Here is a 19,279-nt window from a genome sequence, read left to right on the forward strand (position 1 = left end):
CCACTACTCTTCCTGGCCAGAAAGAGGTCATCGAGATGCTCAAAGAGCAGGGTCTGCGTGACAAGGTAAAGGTAATGGTTGGCGGTGCTCCTGCAACCCAGAACTGGGCTGACAAAATAGGAGCTGACTGCTATGCGGAAAATGCAAGTGAAGCTGTGGCAAGGGCCAAGGAACTCCTGCTTTAAATGAGGTGAAATTATGGCAACAGAATATAAATTAAGAATGGGAGATGGAAAGCGCATCTTCATGACAAAGGAGCAGATAATCGCTGACCTGAAGGAAGGTATGGCAGATGCTGCAGACCTTGGCAGCATTCCTGATCTCAGTGCAGATGAAATAGACAAGCTTGTGGATATCCTTACTATGCCTTCCAGAATGGTTGGTGTTGAGCTTGGAAAGGAAGTCCCGGTGACACACGATATCGGAACCATCAGGCTTGACGGTGACCAGGGTAACAGTGGTGTAGGTATTCCTTCAAGCAGGCTTGTGGGTGTAATGATGCACGAGCGTGCTTTTGGTGCTGACACAATGGAACTCGGGCACATAGACTACAGTTTCAAGCCTGCAAAACCTGTTATTGCACAGGAAATGCAGACAATGGAAGTCTGCCAGCAGAACACGATCGTTCCACTGTTTTACGGCGCAATGCCAAACATGGGTCTCTACTATACCCCGGACGGACCTTTTGAGAACCCCGGTGACCTTATGAAGGCCTTCAAGATCAAGGAAGCACAAGAGTCCATGGAACATGCTGCAAAACATTTGACAAGGGATATTGTTTGGATCATGCAGAGAATGATGGCATCAGGTGCTGACGGTGTTAACTTCGATACAGTGGGTGCAGCAGGCGATGGTGACATGTTCGCTTCACTCCATGCAATTGAGGCATTGAGAAAACAATACCCTGACATGTACATCGAGGCAGGCATGGCCGGAGAGCTCATGCTTGGTCTGCACGGTGAGATGGAATACGATGGTACTGTACTTGCAGGACTGTGGCCACATCAACAGGCTCCGCTTGCTGCAAAAGCAGGTGCTAATGTTTTCGGACCTGTCGTAAATACTAATACCAGCAGAAGTGGAGCATGGAACCTGGGAAGGGCTGTTACTTTCATCAAGCAGGCTGTAAAGGATTCACCAATTCCATGTCATGTGAACATGGGTATGGGTGTAGGTGGCATCCCAATGCTGGAAACCCCTACAATTGATGCCGTTTCAAGGGCAAGCAAGGCGATGGTCGAGATTGCCGGCGTAGATGGTATATAGGTAGGGGTCGGCGACCCGATGGGTATGCCGATCTCCCACATAATGACCTCCGGAATGAGCGGAATCAGAGCTGCCGGTGATCTTGTTGCAAGAATGGAGTTTGCAAAGAACATGCGCGTCGGTGACGCAAAGGACTATGTTGCAAAGAAGCTGAGCGTTTCCACAGATGACCTCAGTGATGAGTATGTAATGAGAGAACTGAGAGAAGAGCTCGGTATTGGTGTCATCACTTCAGTTGCAGGTGCTCCAAAGGGAATTGCAGCAAAGATGAATATCGAGAAACTACTGGATATTAAGATCAACAGTTGCCAGAAGTTCAGGGGACAGTTGAGGTAAATATCTTTTGTGGTGGAATCCTTTAAGTTTCGCTATCAGTGAGATTTATTGGTTTTTTATTTTTATCTCCACCTTATTTATTAACAAAAATTATATATACTAGTAATACGGTACATGATTACCGTGTACCTATATATCGGGGTAAGGCGTTGACCAAATTGCCAGAAAAACGTCCTGTAACGTTGCTCATCGCCTTGACTCGAACTAGTATCGCAATATGGAGGCTAAATATGTCAAATCAGGAAATGTTAGACAAACTCAGAGACATAATCGTCTCTCAGAATATTACCGGCTGTGCAGCCGCTACCCAGGAAGCCCTGGATGCCGGACTCACTGCTGTTGAGATTATCAACGGAGGCCTTTCAGTAGGCATGAAGATCGTCGGAGACAAGTTCGAAGCAGCAGAGATCTATCTTCCACAAATCATGATGTCTGCAAAGGCAATGAATGCTGCAATGGAAATTCTCATACCTATCCTTGAACAGGAGAAGGGACCAAATGATGAAGGTGTAGGTCTTGCTATCACTTATGTACAGGAAGGAGACATCCACGATATCGGCCACCGCCTTGTAACAACAATGCTTGGGGCAAATGGTTTTAAGATCCTTGATATGGGGGTCGATGTTCCAAATGATAAGATTGTTGAAGAAGTTGCGAAGTACAAGGGCAAGAAGGTCCTGCTCGTGGGTTCAGCACTCATGACAACATCAATGCTCGGACAGAAGGACACAGTATCAATGCTCGCTGAAGAAGGTCTCAGGGATGCTGTAAAGATAATGTTCGGTGGAGCACCTGTATCTGACGCATGGATCGCAGAGATAGGCGCAGATGCAACAGCAGAGAATGCAGCAGACGCAGCCCGTGTGGCATTAAACCTTATGCAGTAAGGAGGCATAAAAATGACATTTTCAAGATCACTTGATTGCTTTGAATTCTATGAGCGTGCAAAGAAAGGTCCAAAGATGACCCAGGATGACTGGGACCTCATGACCATCCCTATGAAGGCAATGGAGCTCAAGCAGAAATATAACCTTGATTTCAAGAACCAGTTTGTTCCTACTGACAAGGATATGATGGGAAACCTGTTTAAGGCAGGTTTTGAGATGCTGCTTGATTGTGGTATTTTCTGTACTGACACAAGCCGTGTAGTAAAATATACCGAGGATGAGATATGGGATGCTCTCAACAACGTCCAGAAGGAATTCACACTCGGAACCGGCAGGGATGCTGTAAGGGTCCAGAAGAGAAGTGTTGGTGACAAGAGAAAGCCAATAGTACAGGGTGGTCCGACAGGTTCTCCAATTTCTGAGGACATGTTCATGCCAGTTCACATGAGCTATGCTCTTGAAAAGGAAGTCGACACCATTGTAAACGGTGTCATGATGACCGTCCGCGGAAAGCCACCAATACCAAAGAGCCCTTATGAAGTCCTTGCAGCCAAGACCGAAACAAGGCTCATCAAAACTGCAGCTGCAATGGCTGGAAGGCCAGGCATGGGCATATAGGGACCAGAGACTTCCCTGTCCGCTCAGGGAAATATTGCTTCAGACTGTGCCGGTGGCATGATCTGCAGTGACAGTCATGAGGTCTCCCAGCTCAATGAGCTTAAGATCGACCTTGACGCAATTTGTGTAATAGCCCACTATCAGGGTAACAGTGACATCATCATGGATGAGCAGATGCCTATCTTTGGTGGTTATGCCGGCGGCATAGAAGAGACTGCTATCGTTGATATCGCAACCCACATCAATGCGTTTGTAATGAGCAATGCAAGCTGGCACCTTGATGGTCCTGTCCACATCCGCTGGGGATCCACCAACACCAGGGAAACCCTGATGATCGCTGGCTGGACATGTGCAACCATCTCTGAGTTCACAAACATACTCTCAGGTAACCAGTACTATCCATGTGCAGGTCCATGTACCGAGATGTGTCTGCTTGAAGCATCCGCTCAATCCATAACCGACACAGCATCCGGCCGTGAGATCCTCTCCGGTGTGGCAGCTGCAAAGGGTGTTGTCCAGGACAAGACCACAGGTATGGAAGCAAGGATGATGGGAGAAGTCGCAAGGGCAACAGCTGGCATGGATATTGCAGAGGTCAACGTTATCCTCGACAACCTCGTCAAGCTCTACGAGAAGAACTATGCAACTGCACCGGCAGGCAAGACCTTCCAGGAATGTTACGATGTCAAGACCGTAACACCAACCGACGAGTACGTCAAGGTCTACGACGGCGCACGCAAGAAGCTCGAAGAGCTAGGACTTGTATTCTAAGTCCAAAATCCCTGTGATAAATTAGTTTATCACTTCCCTAACAGCAGCCAGCGACTTATCACCGCTGGCTCGCATTGTTTTTTTTAAATCTCTTTTAGTTTAGTATATCCCTAGTTTTCATCATACGGACTTAAAAATGAGTTTTCGATTAGAACCATTATGACTAATATGATTGCATTGATGGATATTAGGTATCTCAGATGTTTATTTTTAAATAGCGATGTTACAATTACTAAAGTCATGAGACTGGCACTCATGAGTAAGATTGCTTTTTTTCTTTTATCTCTATCTTTCCAATGATTTCTATCTTTAAATAATTAAAAATACGCTTGCTAAGGTTCGATTTTGTTGTACTTTTTTCAAGGTACTTGATATCTTGTTTCTTTATTCCTTCCCACTTCCTAAAATCGTCTAATGTTTCAAAATAGATGAAATCTGAAGATTCCGATATAATTTTCTTGTACTTTTTTTCTTCCTTAGGTTCAATTAAAGTCACTTTTACTGCTTGTTCGTTAATTAATTGCGTAAATACTTGCACTATCACCCCTAACATAAATATGGATAAATATGTCATTAAGTACAATGGAGAGAACAAAGAGAGAAACATAGCAAATAACATAACCTGCTTCAAATACAATAGGATATGTTCCTCTGAAAGTATTCCTAATTCGACAATTTTGTCTAGTACATAAGTGAAGGAACTCAACCATTCTATAAAATTTTCGTCTTTTACTATAACCAATGCAAAAAAATCCAAAATATAGATAATGCTAACAGAGCGGTTGATATGTATGAAAAATATCTGTCTTCCTGATTTTTCAATTCATACGGTACATTCCATTCTCTTGCTTTATAAAATACATTTTTGAATATGAATCCTAAAATTCCAAGAGCTACAATAATAGTACTAAAATCAATGATACTGCTCATATCATATTAAAAATAGTTCAGATAGTATTTAGATATTGTTATTTAGTTCATTTTAACAGTCTAGTTATAATGATATACATTTGTAGTCATATGTTATATATATCATATGAACATTTCAGTATATAATGCTAAATACCACCAAAATAGAGATATTCAGAAACCTTACTCAGCCTATAACAATATCTGAGTTATCGACAATCTTGGAATTAGATCAGTCCACGATATCCAAAGCTGTGAATTCGCTCGAAGAATATGGTTTTGTTGTAAAACGAAAAGAAGGCAAAGAGGTTTATGTAGGCCGTTCCGATTCTTTGCATTCGCAGGTTTTGAGGGATATCATAATAGAGTTTTCCCGGCTTCCGCTGGGTGAGATTCTCACCTCCTCATCTTTGCATGTTTTAAGCGTACTGGAAAATACATGTTCAATAGCAGACATTGCCGTAATAACCGGACTTGACAGGCGAACAGTATCATCTGCAATTCTTGAATTGGGAAAATATGGGATCGTTCTCAAAAAGGAAAACAAGTATATTTTGAGTGGACGGCATCCTTTGATTAAAAAATTTGTCCATAATTATTGGGAATATGTGACAACTAAAAAACTTAGAAATATTTCAGATAACGCTGTTTTAATATGGCAGCAAGGTCCTGAATTCTTGTTCAAAACAGATAGTGTGCTTGATGAGAATAAAACAAAGGGCAGGAAAAAGACAATCTATCCTACTGCAATAAATGTATTTTATGAATATGGCCTGAAAGTTATGACTGATACGCGGTATTATTTTCATACTAAAAGGAAACTTAAAGCTGAAGATTATTTTATTCATACCATTCTGATCGATCAGTATAGTTCGATATATAATTCATATGCTCTGGCATTTTCTTCTAAGATCCGATCTGCTGAATTACTTAAATATGGAAAATATTACGACATGGAAGACCATATAGAAAAACTTTTAGAGTATGCTGCTACAATGAAGAAAAATAGTGATTTTGTCCTACCTTGGAATGAATACATGGATCTGGCTAGGGATCTGGAGTAAAGGATGAATAAAAATGGCTCCGAAATTATTTGATAAACAATACTTACAGGCAGAATTTGAAAAACTCGATGGCTTGCTGGCTGCGCCTGTGAATCTCTATCTTATTGGCGGTGGCTCGATGAGTTTCCAAAAATATAAAACAGCCACTAAAGACATTGATGTTGTTGTCAGATCAGATGATGAGTTAAAAATAATAAAAACTGCATTGAAATCCATAGGGTACACTGTCCCTGTAATTAGTGGTTCATATGAACAAATGGGTGCAAGGGCAATATTTGAAAATACTGATGAATTCAGGTGGGATATTTTTGTTAATGTGATCTGCGATGGTCTTCAACTTTCTGATGGCATGATAAATCGTTCGCAGGAATTGTTCAAATTGAAAAATATCTCCGTTCATATGATATCGCCTGAAGATATTTTTGTGTTCAAAGCTATCACGACAAGGGAAAGAGACCGCGAGGATATGTATTCATTATTCAGTAAAGGGCTTGATTTTGAAATAATCAAAAAAGAGATTATCTGGCAAAATGAGAACAAACTGACTGACTTTGCGTGGCTGGCATACTTCTTTACGGGCCTTGAAGAGTTCTTTAATCAATATAGCATTTATCATCCTGTTTTCGAGGAATTGCAGGATATTGCATATGAAGATATGTTAATTGGTATGGTCAAAGATAAATTGAAATCCCAACCTATGAAAATAAAGGATTTAAGTTCTGACTTTGAAATAGAGGATGTTAAAGCTATATTAAAATTACTGGTTGAACATGGTCTTGTATTTAAAAATAAAGATGGAGAATTCTCATTAATTCATATCTAAATTGATTTCCGGGCTTTGCAAAACTGCTACAAAGTATTTCTATCTTTGAAACAGGTTCCACAACAAGCCCTTATTCTCATCATGCCAGAGCATTCTCTTCTCCGGAGTCGAGTGTGAAGAGGCAGGATGAACCTGTTAACTCTACAATTCTGCGGATGAACTCAAAATCAGGCTCATAAGGAAGCGTAAATATATTCAGAGCTGCCTGAGGTACTTTCTTAACTATGCTTTCAATATCACCTTCTAAAGCATAGGTGTTGACGTTTGGGAGTCTTGCCAGTTCGGCAAGTGTTTTGATATATTCTTCTGCTTTCCTTTTCTGTCCTTCCTCACCAACAGCGCTTATGAGGTTCATTGAAGCCTCCCACTTTCTTTTGAGCTTGTATCCAATGAGAATTGCAAGGTCCATATTTCCAAGATTCATGCTTATCTCCCAGTCCGGACTTTTGTCATCTATCCAGACGTTAACTGATTTGTGTCTTCCAAGGCCGGACTTTGGATGGGCTGCGTATACCACAACACCTGTGTGGATATGTGATGCCTTTTGTATGATTTTCCTAATAGCTTCTTCTCTATGTTTTGATAATGGTGGTGTCAGAAACAGGATATTCGGGCGGAAGAAAGCCCCGCCCAGGGCTTCCATGCCTGCAATAAGGTTATCTTCAAAAGACGGTGCATCTATTGTTGTCCATGACGAGAACACACCTTCATCCTGAAATGATTTAGTTATATCCGGCAGTCTCGAATATAGTTCCATCTCATCTACTTTGCCTGTAAGACCTAAAATTTTAATAAATCCTTTTGGATAGGAGATATCTCTTATCAGATTGAACATACCTCGCAGTTCCTGCGGATCTTCTATGGGTACCAATAGATTTGCTGTCCATGCCCTTTCCCTGGATACAGTAATTTCGTTGACTCTCTTTGCCGCCCATTCAGCCAGTGCTACAAAAAGTCCGCTGCGTACATCTCCAAAAGGCGCTTTGAGATGTTTGCGCAAAAGAACGCTATGTATGGATACAACAACAACCATAGCCACAAGAGTGAATGTGGAGTTCACTGTGAACATTACAAAAAGACAACCTGCTGCTCCAAGGAACGATACAGCCAGAGGTATCCTGAAAAGAGGCCTGAAACTAACCAAATTCAGGCTCTGTTCCATAAAAACCACCACATTGATCATTGCATATGTGAGCAGGAAAAACATGGTGATAAGGGGAGCAATAGCATTAAGGTCTCGAAGCATTAATGCAATAAGTACGATTGCACCTGTGAATATTATAGAATTCCTGGGTTCACCTGATTGTGTTCTTATTGAGAACCATTTGCTTTTTGGCAGTATGCTGCTATCCCCCAGGGCTTGCAATATCCTTGGTGCACCAACGATGGAAGCCAGTGCAGAAGAGAAAGTTGCTCCAAGCAGGCCCGCCAAGACTATAGGTTTCCATGCTGCGCGTTCTATCATGATGGTGTAATTGCTGACAAGTTCATCCGGGGTTGCGGAGCGGATCAGCCAATAAGCCAGTAAAAGATAAATGATAGTGCCTAGTACAATTGCTGACATGGTGCCCACGGGGATACTCCCACGTGGATTTTTCAGTTCTCCTGACATGTTCGCTCCGGCCATGATACCTGTAGCTGCAGGGAAAAATACTGCAAAAAGTGCCCAGAATCCAATTCCTGTGAACATGTTTTCAGGAGAACCAGAAAATGTTCCCCACCATGTTATGGGCTGCTGTGACGGAACTGAATATAATGTCCAGAATATAGAGATCAGGGAGCCAACGGTGATTGCCAAAATTACGTACTGAATCCTGAATGCAAGGCTGGCACTTATGTAAGCGATGATGAACAGGACTGCAAAGGTGCCCAGGTCTATAATAATTGCCGGATGGTCCGGGAATATCCATTGCCAGCCGGTACGGAAACCAAATATATACATGGCTACTGCAAGGGCTTGTGCCAGATAAAGTGGAATGCCAATACTCCCCCCGACTTCAAGTCCCAATGACTGGGAGATAATCGAGAAAGCACCGCCTGCACCAATACGGATATTGGTTGTTATCGAGGAGAGTGACAATCCAGTTAGAAATATTATGCCGCATGAAAGCAGGATAATAAGCCAGGCACCCAGAAGACCTGCATTTCCCACTATCCACCCTTCTCTCAAGTACATTATCACTCCCAGAATTGTGAGTATAGTTGGTGTGAAAACACCATCAAAGGTGCCGAAAAGTTTGCCTTTGGCTACCTCGTGTTCATGAACTTGCTCCTGTAATGTAGGCTCTTGAGCAATAGTCGAAAAATTATTGTCCTCGGCCATTATGTCCCCCAATTATGATGGTCGATACAACTTATAATGGTTGTTGGAGTCTGATTCATCTGGCATGGGGTTCATTCAGCTGTTTTCCCATAGTTCATAATAGGTGTTTTGGGTGGCTTAATCCCCCTTTTATAGAATTCATTCCAGGTTCTCTGGGTTATATCAGATCTGAATATGAATTCGTTCCTAAGATCATTCACATATGCTCTTGCTTTTAGACCTTTGTAGAAGGGATAATCGTTTAAAAGGATAACAACCGGCCGGGTGGGGCATATATACACGAATCTTGAAGTAACAACGGCTTCTCTAAATATCTTCATTGCCAGGTCTACGTCAGAATCGTTCTCTATATAGATATCAAGTGTTGCCATCATTTCCGGACTACCCGAGTTGCCGCTTGCCACACATTGTGTAAAAATCAGATTGTTTGGAGCTGATACCAAACTATCATCCGGAGTAACAAGACGGGTAGCTCTAAGACCTATATCTTTTACTTCTCCATAATAGCCACCCATCTCGATCCTGTCACCAACTTGATATGGTTTCTCCATTGTGACTATAATACCTCCTGCAATATCCTCAAAAAGGTTCCTCATACCAAAACCAATTACAGCACCAATGAAACCACTAAATATAACTAGTTGGTTCAAGGAAAGTGCGAACACAGATGCCAAAATATAATAAACAGCCAGTGAATAGATCAGTACATTAGAAATAGAGATTATGCTCTTGAAATCTAACCTGTGCTTCCATGTTTTTTCCGATATTTTTGTCAGCAAAAATGCCACTATTTTTGAAAGAATGACGGCAAAGATGATGATGAAAAAAGATAAAAATACGGTATTTAAATCAATGTTTTCAAAATTACTGACAATCGTCTTAACATCCACTTGAGCCATTACCACACCAACCGGATCTTCTCTAAGTATTTGATTACAACATACAGCTTTTCAGGCTTTACACTATAGTATTCATCATTTCTTACTATTAGGTTCTGATTAAGTATTTCAAATAATATTTTATTGATCGTAATTTCATCTACATTATGACTTCGATTCATTATGATTTCCAATTCTTCTTTTCTAATATGGCCCATAGACAATACAATACACAGAACAAATGCTCCGGTACCATCAAGATCTATGTCACCAAAATCACTGTTCATACTACTTGTTTTTATCAAGGGGTATTCTAACCATTTGTTCCATATCTCCGTTGCAACTCCTGGATTCCCGTGTGAGACATTTGTGAGTTCTTTGAATATGATAGATTCTGTGCTCTCATCTTCTTTTCTATGGAAAAGAAGCATTTTAAGGGCAGTGTAGTTGATTCGGAAACTGTATAGGTTTATTGTCCGATGAGTTATTTTCTCTGTTATTGGTATTTTAACCGGTGTAAATATTTTTGTATTTTTTTCATCACTATCATCTACAAATTGTATTTCGTTCTCTTCATATACTGAAAGTACGAATTTTTCCATATCTGCGGTATTCAGTGGTGGAATCGTAATCTGTATGGGGAAATATTTGCCTATATCCAATACCTGCTCAAGATAAGTCCATGAGTGTAGATTCCATGTGGTTATGCAGAGTCTTTCGTCAGAGGAACGTATCATATTGAGAAACTCCTTGATGACATCAAATCCACCAATCTTTCTCATATACAGGTAATGGCAATTATCAAATACCATTATCTTTGTAGAATTATCAGGCAGAGATATCTCTTCTTTACTATTGATTATAGATGAAAAAATGATTTTTGTCACTTCATGTGGGTGCATTTTGACGATTTCATCTACAAGTTCAGACTTCCCGGCATAAGGCAAAGCAATTATGGCGATGTTTAGCCTTTGGCCTGAGTCAAAATCAGATATAGCTTTTTGAATGGTTGCAATTGTTTCGTCCAGACCAAGCACCAAAGTTTCTATAGCTTCTTCTGTATTTGATGTAACCATAATACTCGTCCCTACACTTAGTATTGCTACTGTTCCTGACACAATTGAAAAAAGATGTCTTGAAGATACAACATAAACCCTAAAAAAACAAGGTCGTACAATTATAAATAGTCCTTGATTAAGTGGATTCAGAATGTGGAAAAATAGAAGCTAAAAATAGATTTGAATGCGGAAAATAGATAATGGCCTTATATACGTTTTAAATTAAAATAATCAAATACTAGGTCACACTGGCTCCCCTGGAATATCTCCCATAATCTCATATGAGATCTTCCTGTAGAGTGCCAGGTATTCTTCGGTGGGTTCCATGTCGTATTCGGAGCGGATGTTGTAACACTTGTTAAAGGGCTTGCCTTCCGGTGGGTTTTTGAGGCGGTCGGCGTATTTGGAGTAGATCTTGGCTACAAGTTTGTTAGCTTCGGAGAGGGTTAGGTGGGTCGCCATTTGTGCCATCTCGCCCATGAAACGGGATTCCAGCCCGGAGGAATGGTCAGGAGCACTTCCAAGGTGGCCTGTGGGTCCAAGGAGCATGTTCCTGCCACACACAGTGTCGCCGATTGCCTGTGCAGCGGTTTCGTAGAACATCATATCGGTACAGATGCCGGCCGCGTTCCAGTAGTACCTTGCAGTATAATAATTCATATTCCTGGAAATAGCAAGCGATGCCATGTTGGATGCCCAGAGTATTTCCCTTGCAGAGGATGAGCCTGTTTCAGCATGAACTGCACCGGATGCATGTATGCTGGAGTGTGCCAATACCTTTGATTGCAGGGTCTCGGCCACATCTATGATAGCAAGTCCCTCCGGGGAGCCGATGCACGGTCCACCAAAAACAGGCACTTGGCCTGAAATATAGTGATTACCATGTTCCTGATGATAGATGCACTTTGACAGGGTTTCATAATCCACTTTCAGATCATCCATGTAGACTTCCTGGGGGTCAGCGCTTGAGTAAAGCTCATCAGATGACACAAGAAGGGATGATGTTGTAAGTGTAGAAGTGCTTGGGCCCATAAGTGTGAGTCCTTCTCTGCCAGCTATTTTGGTGGCCAGTCTTTCATTTCTCGATGCTTTGAGTACCGCAAGCATCTCCAAAGGGCTCTTGGGTTGTATGTACTCCCCGCCAAACTGTTTCATAGCTCCGCTGTAGATTCCCTGCACAACATTTTCCTGCACAGAGCTTAGATTAATGTAAAGGAAATTCTCCTCTGATACGCTTCCGCCCATTGGTCCACCGATGATAATTGGTGGAAATGAAGCCATAGGGTAGCGGTTTGGCACCACTACTTTTTCCTTAAGTCTTCCTATCTCAAGAGGGTTTGTGGTGTTCAGAGCCTTTAAAATATCTTCTTCATCAATATTTATAATTCTCTGGGTGCTCCTGCAGAATATCCCCACAGAATGGAGAAGTTCAATACCGGCTTCAAACACAGCATCTGCAGCATCAAGGTCATCAGGTACGAAAACATCCGGATCGTATTCTATATCGTATTTAAGGGCCAATTCTTCTGATTTTTTGAAAACTTTGATGTCATGCTCCTTTTCTGTTCGTTTATCCCCTCCAATTGCATATTTGAGGTATTTGTAAATGTTTTGCATGTTCATTCTCCTTTTAGAAAATAATAGCCCTTTCAAATGGTAACTGATGAATTGTAGTTTTTCTGTAATGTAGTGATTTGCTTCATATACTTATATTTTACTCTATGTGCTCTCTATTCTCTATATAAGTGAGTTTTTTAGGGAATCAACATGCTCTAACATAATTTCGATAGCATTATACAGAATCAGTACACTTTCTTTGCAGATCACTCTATATATACATTTCTTTTGTGACATCGTAATAATATCAATAATTGATTACATTTTGTCTAATACTGACGTTGTTTATCTATTTGCCCAGTACGATTTTGTGCAATGTGATGATTTTTTACTTCTTCTTTAGATACGATTGTGCGCCTTCTTAGGACCAAATATTTATATTTTGTGTACGATGTGCACTTATTCTTTATTCTCATTCATTAATGATAATCTACATATATTGTTAAAGTAACTTTCACTACATATCTATTTATTTACGTATGTAATCACTAAAAACGCAATTTAGTGACATTATCGTTTCTTTCTATTCTTCTTTTTATTTATTTTGTAATTGTGGGCTGATCTCCTATTTATGCCTTTCCAGCCTCCTTTTTTGTTACCATATTTATACTTAACTGTCATCTGATGAAAAAATATATATCCTAGTTTGTCCCATTTGAGATATATTACACTTAGGAGATTCGATTTATGACAGAATATACCCCAAAAGAAAGATTATCCCGTGCATTAACAGGTCAGCCTGTTGACCGTATGCCTGCTGTCTCAGTAACTCAGACAGGAACCGTAGAACAAATGGAAGCTTGTGGCTCTTTCTGGCCTGAAGCAAACAATGACGCTGAAAAAATGGCAACACTTGCCGAAGCTGGTCACACTGTAGTAGGATTTGAAGCAGTGCGTGTGCCATTTGACATCACCGCAGAGGCAGAGTTCTTCGGCTGTGAGATCAAGGCAGGTACAAAAGAACAGCAGCCATCTGTTGTCGGTCATGTTGTAAAGACTGTTGAAGACATTGAAAAACTCAAAGGATACGACCTTAGCGAAGGAAGGGTCGGTGTCGTTTGCGATGCTATTAAGATACTTGCAGATAAGTATGGTAATGAACTTCCTATCATGGGCAGTATGATCGGTCCTTTCTCTCTTGCCCAGCACATCAACGGTGACGAATGGTTCATGGCAATTTTCACAGACGAGGCATTTAGTCTTGCTCTCATGGAATTCACAACCGGGTTCTGTGCTGCATATGCAGAGAAAATGGTAGAAAGTGGTGCAGACACCATGGTCATCATTGACCCGACAGCAAGCTACCAGCTCATTGGTGCTGAGTTCTACGAGAAGTTCGTGGTTCCTTTCCACAGGAAAATAGCTGATGCAATGCATAAGCTTAACGTGCCTGTAGTATTGCATATCTGTGGTGATACCACTCAGGGTCTTGCACTCATGGAATCATCCGGTGTTGACGGTATAAGTGTTGACCAAAATGTTGATGCTGCAGTCGCTGTGGGCAAAGTAGAAAAGTCAGTCATTATCGGAAACCTTGACCCTGTCAATATGCTCTGGAACAAGACGCCTGAAGAGATCAAAGCACAGTCACAGAAAGTCATTGATGCAGGAATAGGTCTGCTTGCCCCAGGTTGCGGTATTGTGAGCAAGACACCAACAGTGAACTTACAGGCAATGATAGAAATGGCAAAGAGCCACAAATATTGATTGTAAACCCTATTTCACCTTCGTGGCATCTGTCAGATTTTCAGAATATTAGGCAGATGTCTGCTACTTTTTTCTTTTGTCATTTTACTTTTCCACACATTTATATATACTGAAAATCTACTAAACCCCAAGATGTCCCGCAGAAAACAGAATGATATTGAGCAGAATGATACTGGTATCACGGATTTCAAGAGCCTGCTGAAAAAGCAGGGATATAGTCTTGCTGGCAGGCATAGCGCTGTCAAGACATGCCTGTGGCTTCGAAGATCTATTAAAGATGAAGGCGAGTGTTATAAGTCCGTTTTCTATGGTATCCATTCGCATCGTTGCCTTCAGATGACTCCCACTCTCATGTGTAACCAGAAGTGTCTGCACTGCTGGAGGCCTACGGAAGTGGATGTGCCCATGCCAGTTGGATGGGACTCTCCAGTGGAAATAGTGGGGTCTTCAATAGAATCCCAGAGAAAACTCATATCCGGTTTTGGAGGTTCTGCTCCTCTTGAACGCTGGCAGGAAGGAAATGACCCAAAGCATGTTGCCATCTCTCTTTCAGGCGAACCGACTCTTTTTCCTCATCTTCATGAACTCGTAGACGAATTCAACAAACAGGGATTCACTACTTTTGTTGTAAGTAATGGGACTGTTCCCGAAATGATAGCAAAGATAAATCCTTCCCAGTTATACATGAGCCTTGATGCCCCCGAAAGGGAAACATACGAAAAGGTCTGTCTTCCCAAATCTCTTTCCTTGTGGGATAATATTCTCAGGTCTCTTGAGATACTTAAAAGCAAAGAAACCAGAACCGTAATTCGTATAACACTTATCAAGGGTGTCAATATGTTCAACTCAAAAGGTTTTGCAGAACTGATAAAGATAGCAGAACCTGATTACATAGAAGTTAAAGCTTACATGCATCTTGGTTTTTCCAGAAAGAGATTACCTCGTGAAGCAATGCCTTCCCATAGTGAGGTAATGGAGTTCTCAAAAGAGCTGGCAGAGCATCTTGATTATAAGATTGCAGGAGATGTAGAAGTCAGCAGGGTTGTCCTGCTTTCAAAAGATGGTTCTGTTTCCCATCTTATGTAGCAAATATGCATTTATTGTGAAGAGTTAACAATGTCGACCTGTCACAACTTATATTTATAGCAACGCATACATAAGCAACAAAAATAATCGAAGATATAGATAATCTCTTTATTTCATTGGAGTATTCACACAATGTCAGAACAATCCGCTCATTCAAAATATGAATTCAAAAAGAAATTAGAGGAGCTGCGCACCAAAAAAGGACGTGGTACCGAACTTATTTCTTTGTATATCCCTCCCACAAAGCAAATATCCGATGTTACATCCCAGCTCAGGACCGAGCACGGCCAGGCTGCCAACATCAAATCCAAGGTAACACGTGATAACGTGCAGGGTGCACTGGAATCCTTGCTTTCAAGACTTAGGTATGTGGAAGTTCCTGAGAACGGTATTGTCTTTTTCACAGGAGCTGTAGACATAGGCGCAAATAAGACCGACATGCAGACTACCATACTCGAGCCACCGATGCCTATTGTCACATACAGATACCATTGTGACTCCGCATTTTTCCTTGAACCACTTGAAGAAATGCTAAGGGATGCAAAGACATACGGTCTGCTGGTCCTTGACAGAAGAGAGGCAGCTGTAGGTCTTCTTGTTGGTAAGCACATAGAACATTTCAGGACTCTCACTTCAACTGTCCCCGGAAAACAGAGAAAAGGAGGTCAGAGTGCTCACAGGTTCCAGCAATTGAGGCTCATTGCCATTCATGAGTTCTACAAACGCATCGGTGAAGCTGCAAGCGAAGTATTCCTGACGGTCAACCATAAAGATTTTGAAGGTGTTCTTATAGGCGGTCCGTCTCCAACCAAGGAAGAATTCGAATCAGGAGAGTTCCTGCACCACGAGATCCAGAAAAAGGTCCTGGGTCTTTTCGACGTTGCATACACCGATGAAGCAGGACTTCCAGAACTTGTCAATGCTGCCAGTGAAAGGCTTTCAGACATAGATCTCATGGTTGAGAAAAAGCTCATGCAGCGATTTTTTGTAGAATTGGTATCTGATTCAGGAAAAGCTGCCTATGGTGAGGTTCATGTTCGTAACAACCTGAACATCGGTGCAGTGGAAGTACTGATGATATCCGAAGGCCTGAGGGCAGAAAGACTTACCCTGAAATGTCCTAATGGGGATTATGAAGGTAAGATAACCCGCAATTTCAAGCCGGGAGATCAGGATACTTCCGGAGGATCATGTCCGGTCTGTAACAGCAATCTTGAGATAGTTGAAAAGGTTGACATAGTTGATGAACTCTCAGAACTTGCAGACCAGATGGCTACAAGGGTAGAGTTCATATCCACTGACTTTGATGAAGGTTCCCAGCTCTTCAACGCATTTGGCGGTATAGTGGCAATATTGCGATTCAATACCGGTGTCTGATCAGTTGATTAATATTGTAGGTGTTATCTTTGTTCCTCGAATTTAAAAAACAGGTTACTGTGGCTCTTGAAAATGCCCTTGCATCCCTTGGTCTTGAAACAGATGATCTTGGACTTGAGCCATCCCAGCATGCGGATATTGCTTCAAAGGTCGCTTTCAGGCTGGCTTCTAAGGCTAAGAGCAATCCTAAAGAGCTTGCTGAAAAAATAGTTGCTGCTATCGAATTACCAGAAGGTTCCCTAATAGGTGATATCAAAACCACAGGTCCTTACATAAACATAACTGCAGGACGAAATTATGTAGATGATACGGTCCTTCGCATACTTGAAGAGAAAAATGCTTTTGGTGGCGGTTTCTGCCAGGGCAGGATTTTACTGGAGCACACGTCTGCCAATCCTAATGGTCCCCTTCACGTGGGACACATACGCAATTCCATAATAGGTGACACACTTGTTCGTATACTCAAAAAGGCAGGCTATGAAGTCGAGACCCAGTACTATGTCAATGATATGGGTCGCCAGATAGCTATTGTCTCATGGGCTTTCTCACAGTTCGAGTTTGACCGGTCAAGAAAACCGGACCATGCAATAGCAGACGTTTATATCAAGGCAAATGTAGTGCTTAACGAGCACCCTGAAAAGGCGGCTGAGATTGATAAGCGCATGCAGCTTGTGGAAAGTGGCGATGAAGAAACCATCAAAAGCTTCGATGAAGCTGTAAGTCTTGCAATTTCAGGCATCAAGCAAACGCTTTTACGTATGAATGTCAGTCATGACAGTTTCCCGCATGAATCAGGTTTCATCCGTTCAGGTGCAGTTTCCAGAATAGTCGAGGAAGTAAAGGCTACCGGAAGAACTGAAGTGGATAACGGTGCCCTTGTGGTCGACCTTTCGGATTATGGTTTTGAAAAGACCCTCGTCATACAACGTACTGATGGAACCTCCCTCTATACAACACGTGACCTTGCCTACCATGAGTGGAAAGGCGAGCGTGCAGACAGGATGATAGATGTACTGGGAGCAGACCACAAACTCATCTCCGGTCAGCTCAAGGCAACTCTCAATGCTATAGGCAAGCCTGAGCCAGAAGTCGTAATTTTTGAGTTCGTCTCACTTCCAGAAGGTTCCATGAGTACCCGCCGTGGCAAGTTCATTTCTGCTGATGACCTGCTTGACCAGATCGAGAAACAGGCATATGTTGAAGTTGAGAAACGCAGGCCTGAGATGCCGGACGAGTTCAAGAAAGAGGTTGCAGACATGGTGGGAATTGGTGCTGTCAGGTATGACATTGTGAAAGTCTCCCCGGAGAAGTCAACGGTTTTCAACTGGGAAGAGGCACTTGACTTTGAGAAACAGGGCGCTCCTTTTATACAATATTCCTATGCCCGTGCATGTAATATACTTAAAAAAGCAGAGGAAGAAGGCAAATGGGACCCAACCCAGAAGATTGATCCTTCACTTCTTACCGAGGATACGGAAATAGACCTCATTAAGAAAATGGCATCCTTTGACAGTATCATAGACCTTTGTGCAAGGGATTTGAAACCACATACAATAGCTATCTATTCCAGGGAACTTGCAGATTCCTTCAATCAGTTCTACAGGTTTGTGCCAGTGGTAAGCGCTGAAGAAGATGACATAAGGGCAAGCAGGCTGGCTCTTGTGAACTGTGCAAAGATAGTTCTTTCAAATGCTCTTGATACACTTGGTATCGGTGCACCTGAATCAATGTGAGAAAGTGGTCCCTTCTCATAGATTCTTTTTTGGTAACTATTCAGCCTCCCTCCAACAAAAAAGTAAAAATCAATATACTATGACTTCATTTTAACATTCAGAATAAAAGTTCTGTTGATCTGAGGAAAAATAATCTTCTTCGCTAATCCGGGAAATTACCATGACCAAGATAGCTTATCTCTACGTATTTGACACAATGGCCGACTGGGAGCCAGGCTTTTTGATAGCTGAAATAAATACGGGTCGCTACTTCCAAAAGGATGCTGTAAAATACATTGTCAGGACAGTTGGTACTACAAAAGAACCTGTTGTCACCATGGGAGGAGTACGTATCGCACCAGATATAAGCCTTGAAGAGTGCATAACTGATGATGCCGGAGTCCTGATTCTACCTGGTGGTGATACCTGGCTGGAGGATATCCATCTTCCTCTGCTGGATAAAGCCAAGGAGTTCCTGAATGCAGATGTCCTTGTGGCTGCCATTTGTGGTGCAACAATGGGCCTTGCCAAAGCAGGACTGATGGACAACCGCCCTCACACCAGTAATGATCTGGGATATCTGAAATCAGTCTGTCCTAGTTACGCCGGAGAAAAGTTCTATCGCCATGAATCTGTGGTTCCTGACGACAATCTGATAACCGCATCAGGTGTTGCTCCTCTGGAGTTTGCACGTGAAGTTCTCAGAGAGCTTGGCGTGTTCTCAGCCCAAACTCTTGAAGCATGGTATCAGTTGTATGTTACACACGAAGCGCAGTATTTCTATTCGCTTATGGGGTCGCTGGAGGAGTGAGATATATTATGCCTATTATTTGAAAACCTCTTTAAA

13 protein-coding genes and 3 pseudogenes are annotated in these 19,279 nt (G+C 41.9%); 11 read left to right on the plus strand and 5 right to left on the minus strand.

Annotated features, from left to right (window positions below; genetic code table 11):
• From BB781_RS05065 to BB781_RS05080, 4 genes and pseudogenes are all read left to right on the plus strand, one after another.
• Positions 1-185 (plus strand): annotated as a pseudogene (locus BB781_RS05065) (dimethylamine corrinoid protein 3); the annotation flags it as partial.
• Positions 186-198: 13 nt separating this feature from the next.
• Positions 199-1,602, plus strand: a pseudogene (mtbB, locus tag BB781_RS05070) ([dimethylamine--corrinoid protein] Co-methyltransferase).
• A 230-nt stretch (positions 1,603-1,832) separates the two neighbouring features.
• The gene (locus BB781_RS05075; protein WP_094227422.1) at positions 1,833-2,489 is read left to right on the plus strand and encodes a methyltransferase cognate corrinoid protein; all 657 of its coding nucleotides are present in this window, start codon (positions 1,833-1,835) and stop codon (positions 2,487-2,489) included.
• 12 nt (positions 2,490-2,501) lie between these two features.
• Positions 2,502-3,878: pseudogene (locus BB781_RS05080) on the plus strand (monomethylamine:corrinoid methyltransferase).
• 253 nt (positions 3,879-4,131) lie between these two features.
• Here the strand turns inward: BB781_RS05080 and BB781_RS15630 are convergent.
• Positions 4,132-4,635 carry a hypothetical protein gene (locus BB781_RS15630; RefSeq protein ID WP_094227423.1) on the minus strand — a complete coding sequence of 168 codons (504 nt, stop codon included), beginning with the start codon at positions 4,633-4,635 and terminating at the stop codon, positions 4,132-4,134.
• A gap of 298 nt (positions 4,636-4,933) precedes the next feature.
• Here BB781_RS15630 and BB781_RS05090 point away from each other — a divergent pair, with 298 nt between their 5' ends.
• Positions 4,934-5,851 (plus strand): winged helix-turn-helix domain-containing protein, encoded by a 918-nt coding sequence (locus BB781_RS05090; protein WP_094227424.1) that lies wholly within the window; start codon positions 4,934-4,936, stop codon positions 5,849-5,851.
• Between the two features lie 13 nt (positions 5,852-5,864).
• On the plus strand, positions 5,865-6,674 hold the full coding sequence (locus BB781_RS05095; RefSeq protein ID WP_094227425.1) for a nucleotidyltransferase: 810 nt from the start codon (positions 5,865-5,867) through the stop codon (positions 6,672-6,674).
• 79 nt (positions 6,675-6,753) lie between these two features.
• Here the strand turns inward: BB781_RS05095 and BB781_RS05100 are convergent, their stop codons facing one another.
• From BB781_RS05100 to BB781_RS05115, 4 genes are all read right to left on the minus strand, one after another.
• Entirely contained in the window at positions 6,754-8,997 is a 2,244-nt protein-coding gene (locus BB781_RS05100; RefSeq protein ID WP_094227426.1) for an amino acid permease, read from the minus strand.
• 71 nt (positions 8,998-9,068) lie between these two features.
• Positions 9,069-9,896, minus strand: coding sequence for a mechanosensitive ion channel family protein (locus BB781_RS05105; RefSeq protein ID WP_094227427.1), 828 nt, complete (start codon positions 9,894-9,896; stop codon positions 9,069-9,071).
• A complete protein-coding gene (locus tag BB781_RS05110) occupies positions 9,896-10,951 on the minus strand; it encodes a hypothetical protein (RefSeq protein WP_094227428.1) in 1,056 nt (351 codons plus the stop codon). Before BB781_RS05110 ends, BB781_RS05105 begins: the two co-directional genes overlap by 1 nt.
• A 225-nt stretch (positions 10,952-11,176) precedes the next feature.
• Positions 11,177-12,550, minus strand: coding sequence for a monomethylamine:corrinoid methyltransferase (locus BB781_RS05115; protein ID WP_094227429.1), 1,374 nt, complete (start codon positions 12,548-12,550; stop codon positions 11,177-11,179).
• Positions 12,551-13,237: 687 nt separating this feature from the next.
• On the opposite strand from BB781_RS05115, the gene mtbA reads away from it, so the two are divergent.
• The 5 genes from mtbA to BB781_RS05140 all read left to right on the plus strand — a co-directional run bounded on the left by mtbA (position 13,238) and on the right by BB781_RS05140 (position 19,243).
• On the plus strand, positions 13,238-14,257 hold the full coding sequence (gene mtbA / locus BB781_RS05120) for a methylcobamide:CoM methyltransferase MtbA (RefSeq protein WP_094227430.1): 1,020 nt from the start codon (positions 13,238-13,240) through the stop codon (positions 14,255-14,257).
• A gap of 132 nt (positions 14,258-14,389) precedes the next feature.
• A complete protein-coding gene (gene twy1 / locus BB781_RS05125) occupies positions 14,390-15,343 on the plus strand; it encodes a 4-demethylwyosine synthase TYW1 (RefSeq protein WP_094227431.1) in 954 nt (317 codons plus the stop codon).
• Between the two features lie 132 nt (positions 15,344-15,475).
• Positions 15,476-16,720, plus strand: a complete 1,245-nt coding sequence (prf1, locus tag BB781_RS05130; RefSeq protein WP_094227432.1) for a peptide chain release factor aRF-1 — start codon at positions 15,476-15,478, stop codon at positions 16,718-16,720.
• A 29-nt stretch (positions 16,721-16,749) separates the two neighbouring features.
• Positions 16,750-18,453 carry an arginine--tRNA ligase gene (gene argS, locus BB781_RS05135; protein WP_094227433.1) on the plus strand — a complete coding sequence of 568 codons (1,704 nt, stop codon included), beginning with the start codon at positions 16,750-16,752 and terminating at the stop codon, positions 18,451-18,453.
• 160 nt (positions 18,454-18,613) lie between these two features.
• Positions 18,614-19,243, plus strand: a complete 630-nt coding sequence (locus BB781_RS05140) for a type 1 glutamine amidotransferase family protein (protein ID WP_094227434.1) — start codon at positions 18,614-18,616, stop codon at positions 19,241-19,243.
• Positions 19,244-19,279: the final 36 nt, after the last annotated feature.

Origin of the sequence: Methanolobus psychrotolerans (assembly GCF_002243045.1) — an archaeon.
GTDB classification, from domain to species: domain Archaea; phylum Halobacteriota; class Methanosarcinia; order Methanosarcinales; family Methanosarcinaceae; genus Methanolobus; species Methanolobus psychrotolerans.

Coding starts and splice junctions, on each gene's coding strand:
- BB781_RS05075 (WP_094227422.1), top strand. CDS start 1,833: ATGTCAAATCAGGAAATGTTAGACAAACTCAGAGACATAATCGTCTCT.
- BB781_RS05090 (WP_094227424.1), top strand. CDS start 4,934: ATGCTAAATACCACCAAAATAGAGATATTCAGAAACCTTACTCAGCCT.
- BB781_RS05095 (WP_094227425.1), top strand. CDS start 5,865: ATGGCTCCGAAATTATTTGATAAACAATACTTACAGGCAGAATTTGAA.
- BB781_RS05100 (WP_094227426.1), bottom strand. CDS start 8,997: ATGGCCGAGGACAATAATTTTTCGACTATTGCTCAAGAGCCTACATTA.
- BB781_RS05105 (WP_094227427.1), bottom strand. CDS start 9,896: ATGGCTCAAGTGGATGTTAAGACGATTGTCAGTAATTTTGAAAACATT.
- BB781_RS05110 (WP_094227428.1), bottom strand. CDS start 10,951: ATGGTTACATCAAATACAGAAGAAGCTATAGAAACTTTGGTGCTTGGT.
- BB781_RS05115 (WP_094227429.1), bottom strand. CDS start 12,550: ATGCAAAACATTTACAAATACCTCAAATATGCAATTGGAGGGGATAAA.
- mtbA (WP_094227430.1), top strand. CDS start 13,238: ATGACAGAATATACCCCAAAAGAAAGATTATCCCGTGCATTAACAGGT.
- twy1 (WP_094227431.1), top strand. CDS start 14,390: ATGTCCCGCAGAAAACAGAATGATATTGAGCAGAATGATACTGGTATC.
- prf1 (WP_094227432.1), top strand. CDS start 15,476: ATGTCAGAACAATCCGCTCATTCAAAATATGAATTCAAAAAGAAATTA.
- BB781_RS05140 (WP_094227434.1), top strand. CDS start 18,614: ATGACCAAGATAGCTTATCTCTACGTATTTGACACAATGGCCGACTGG.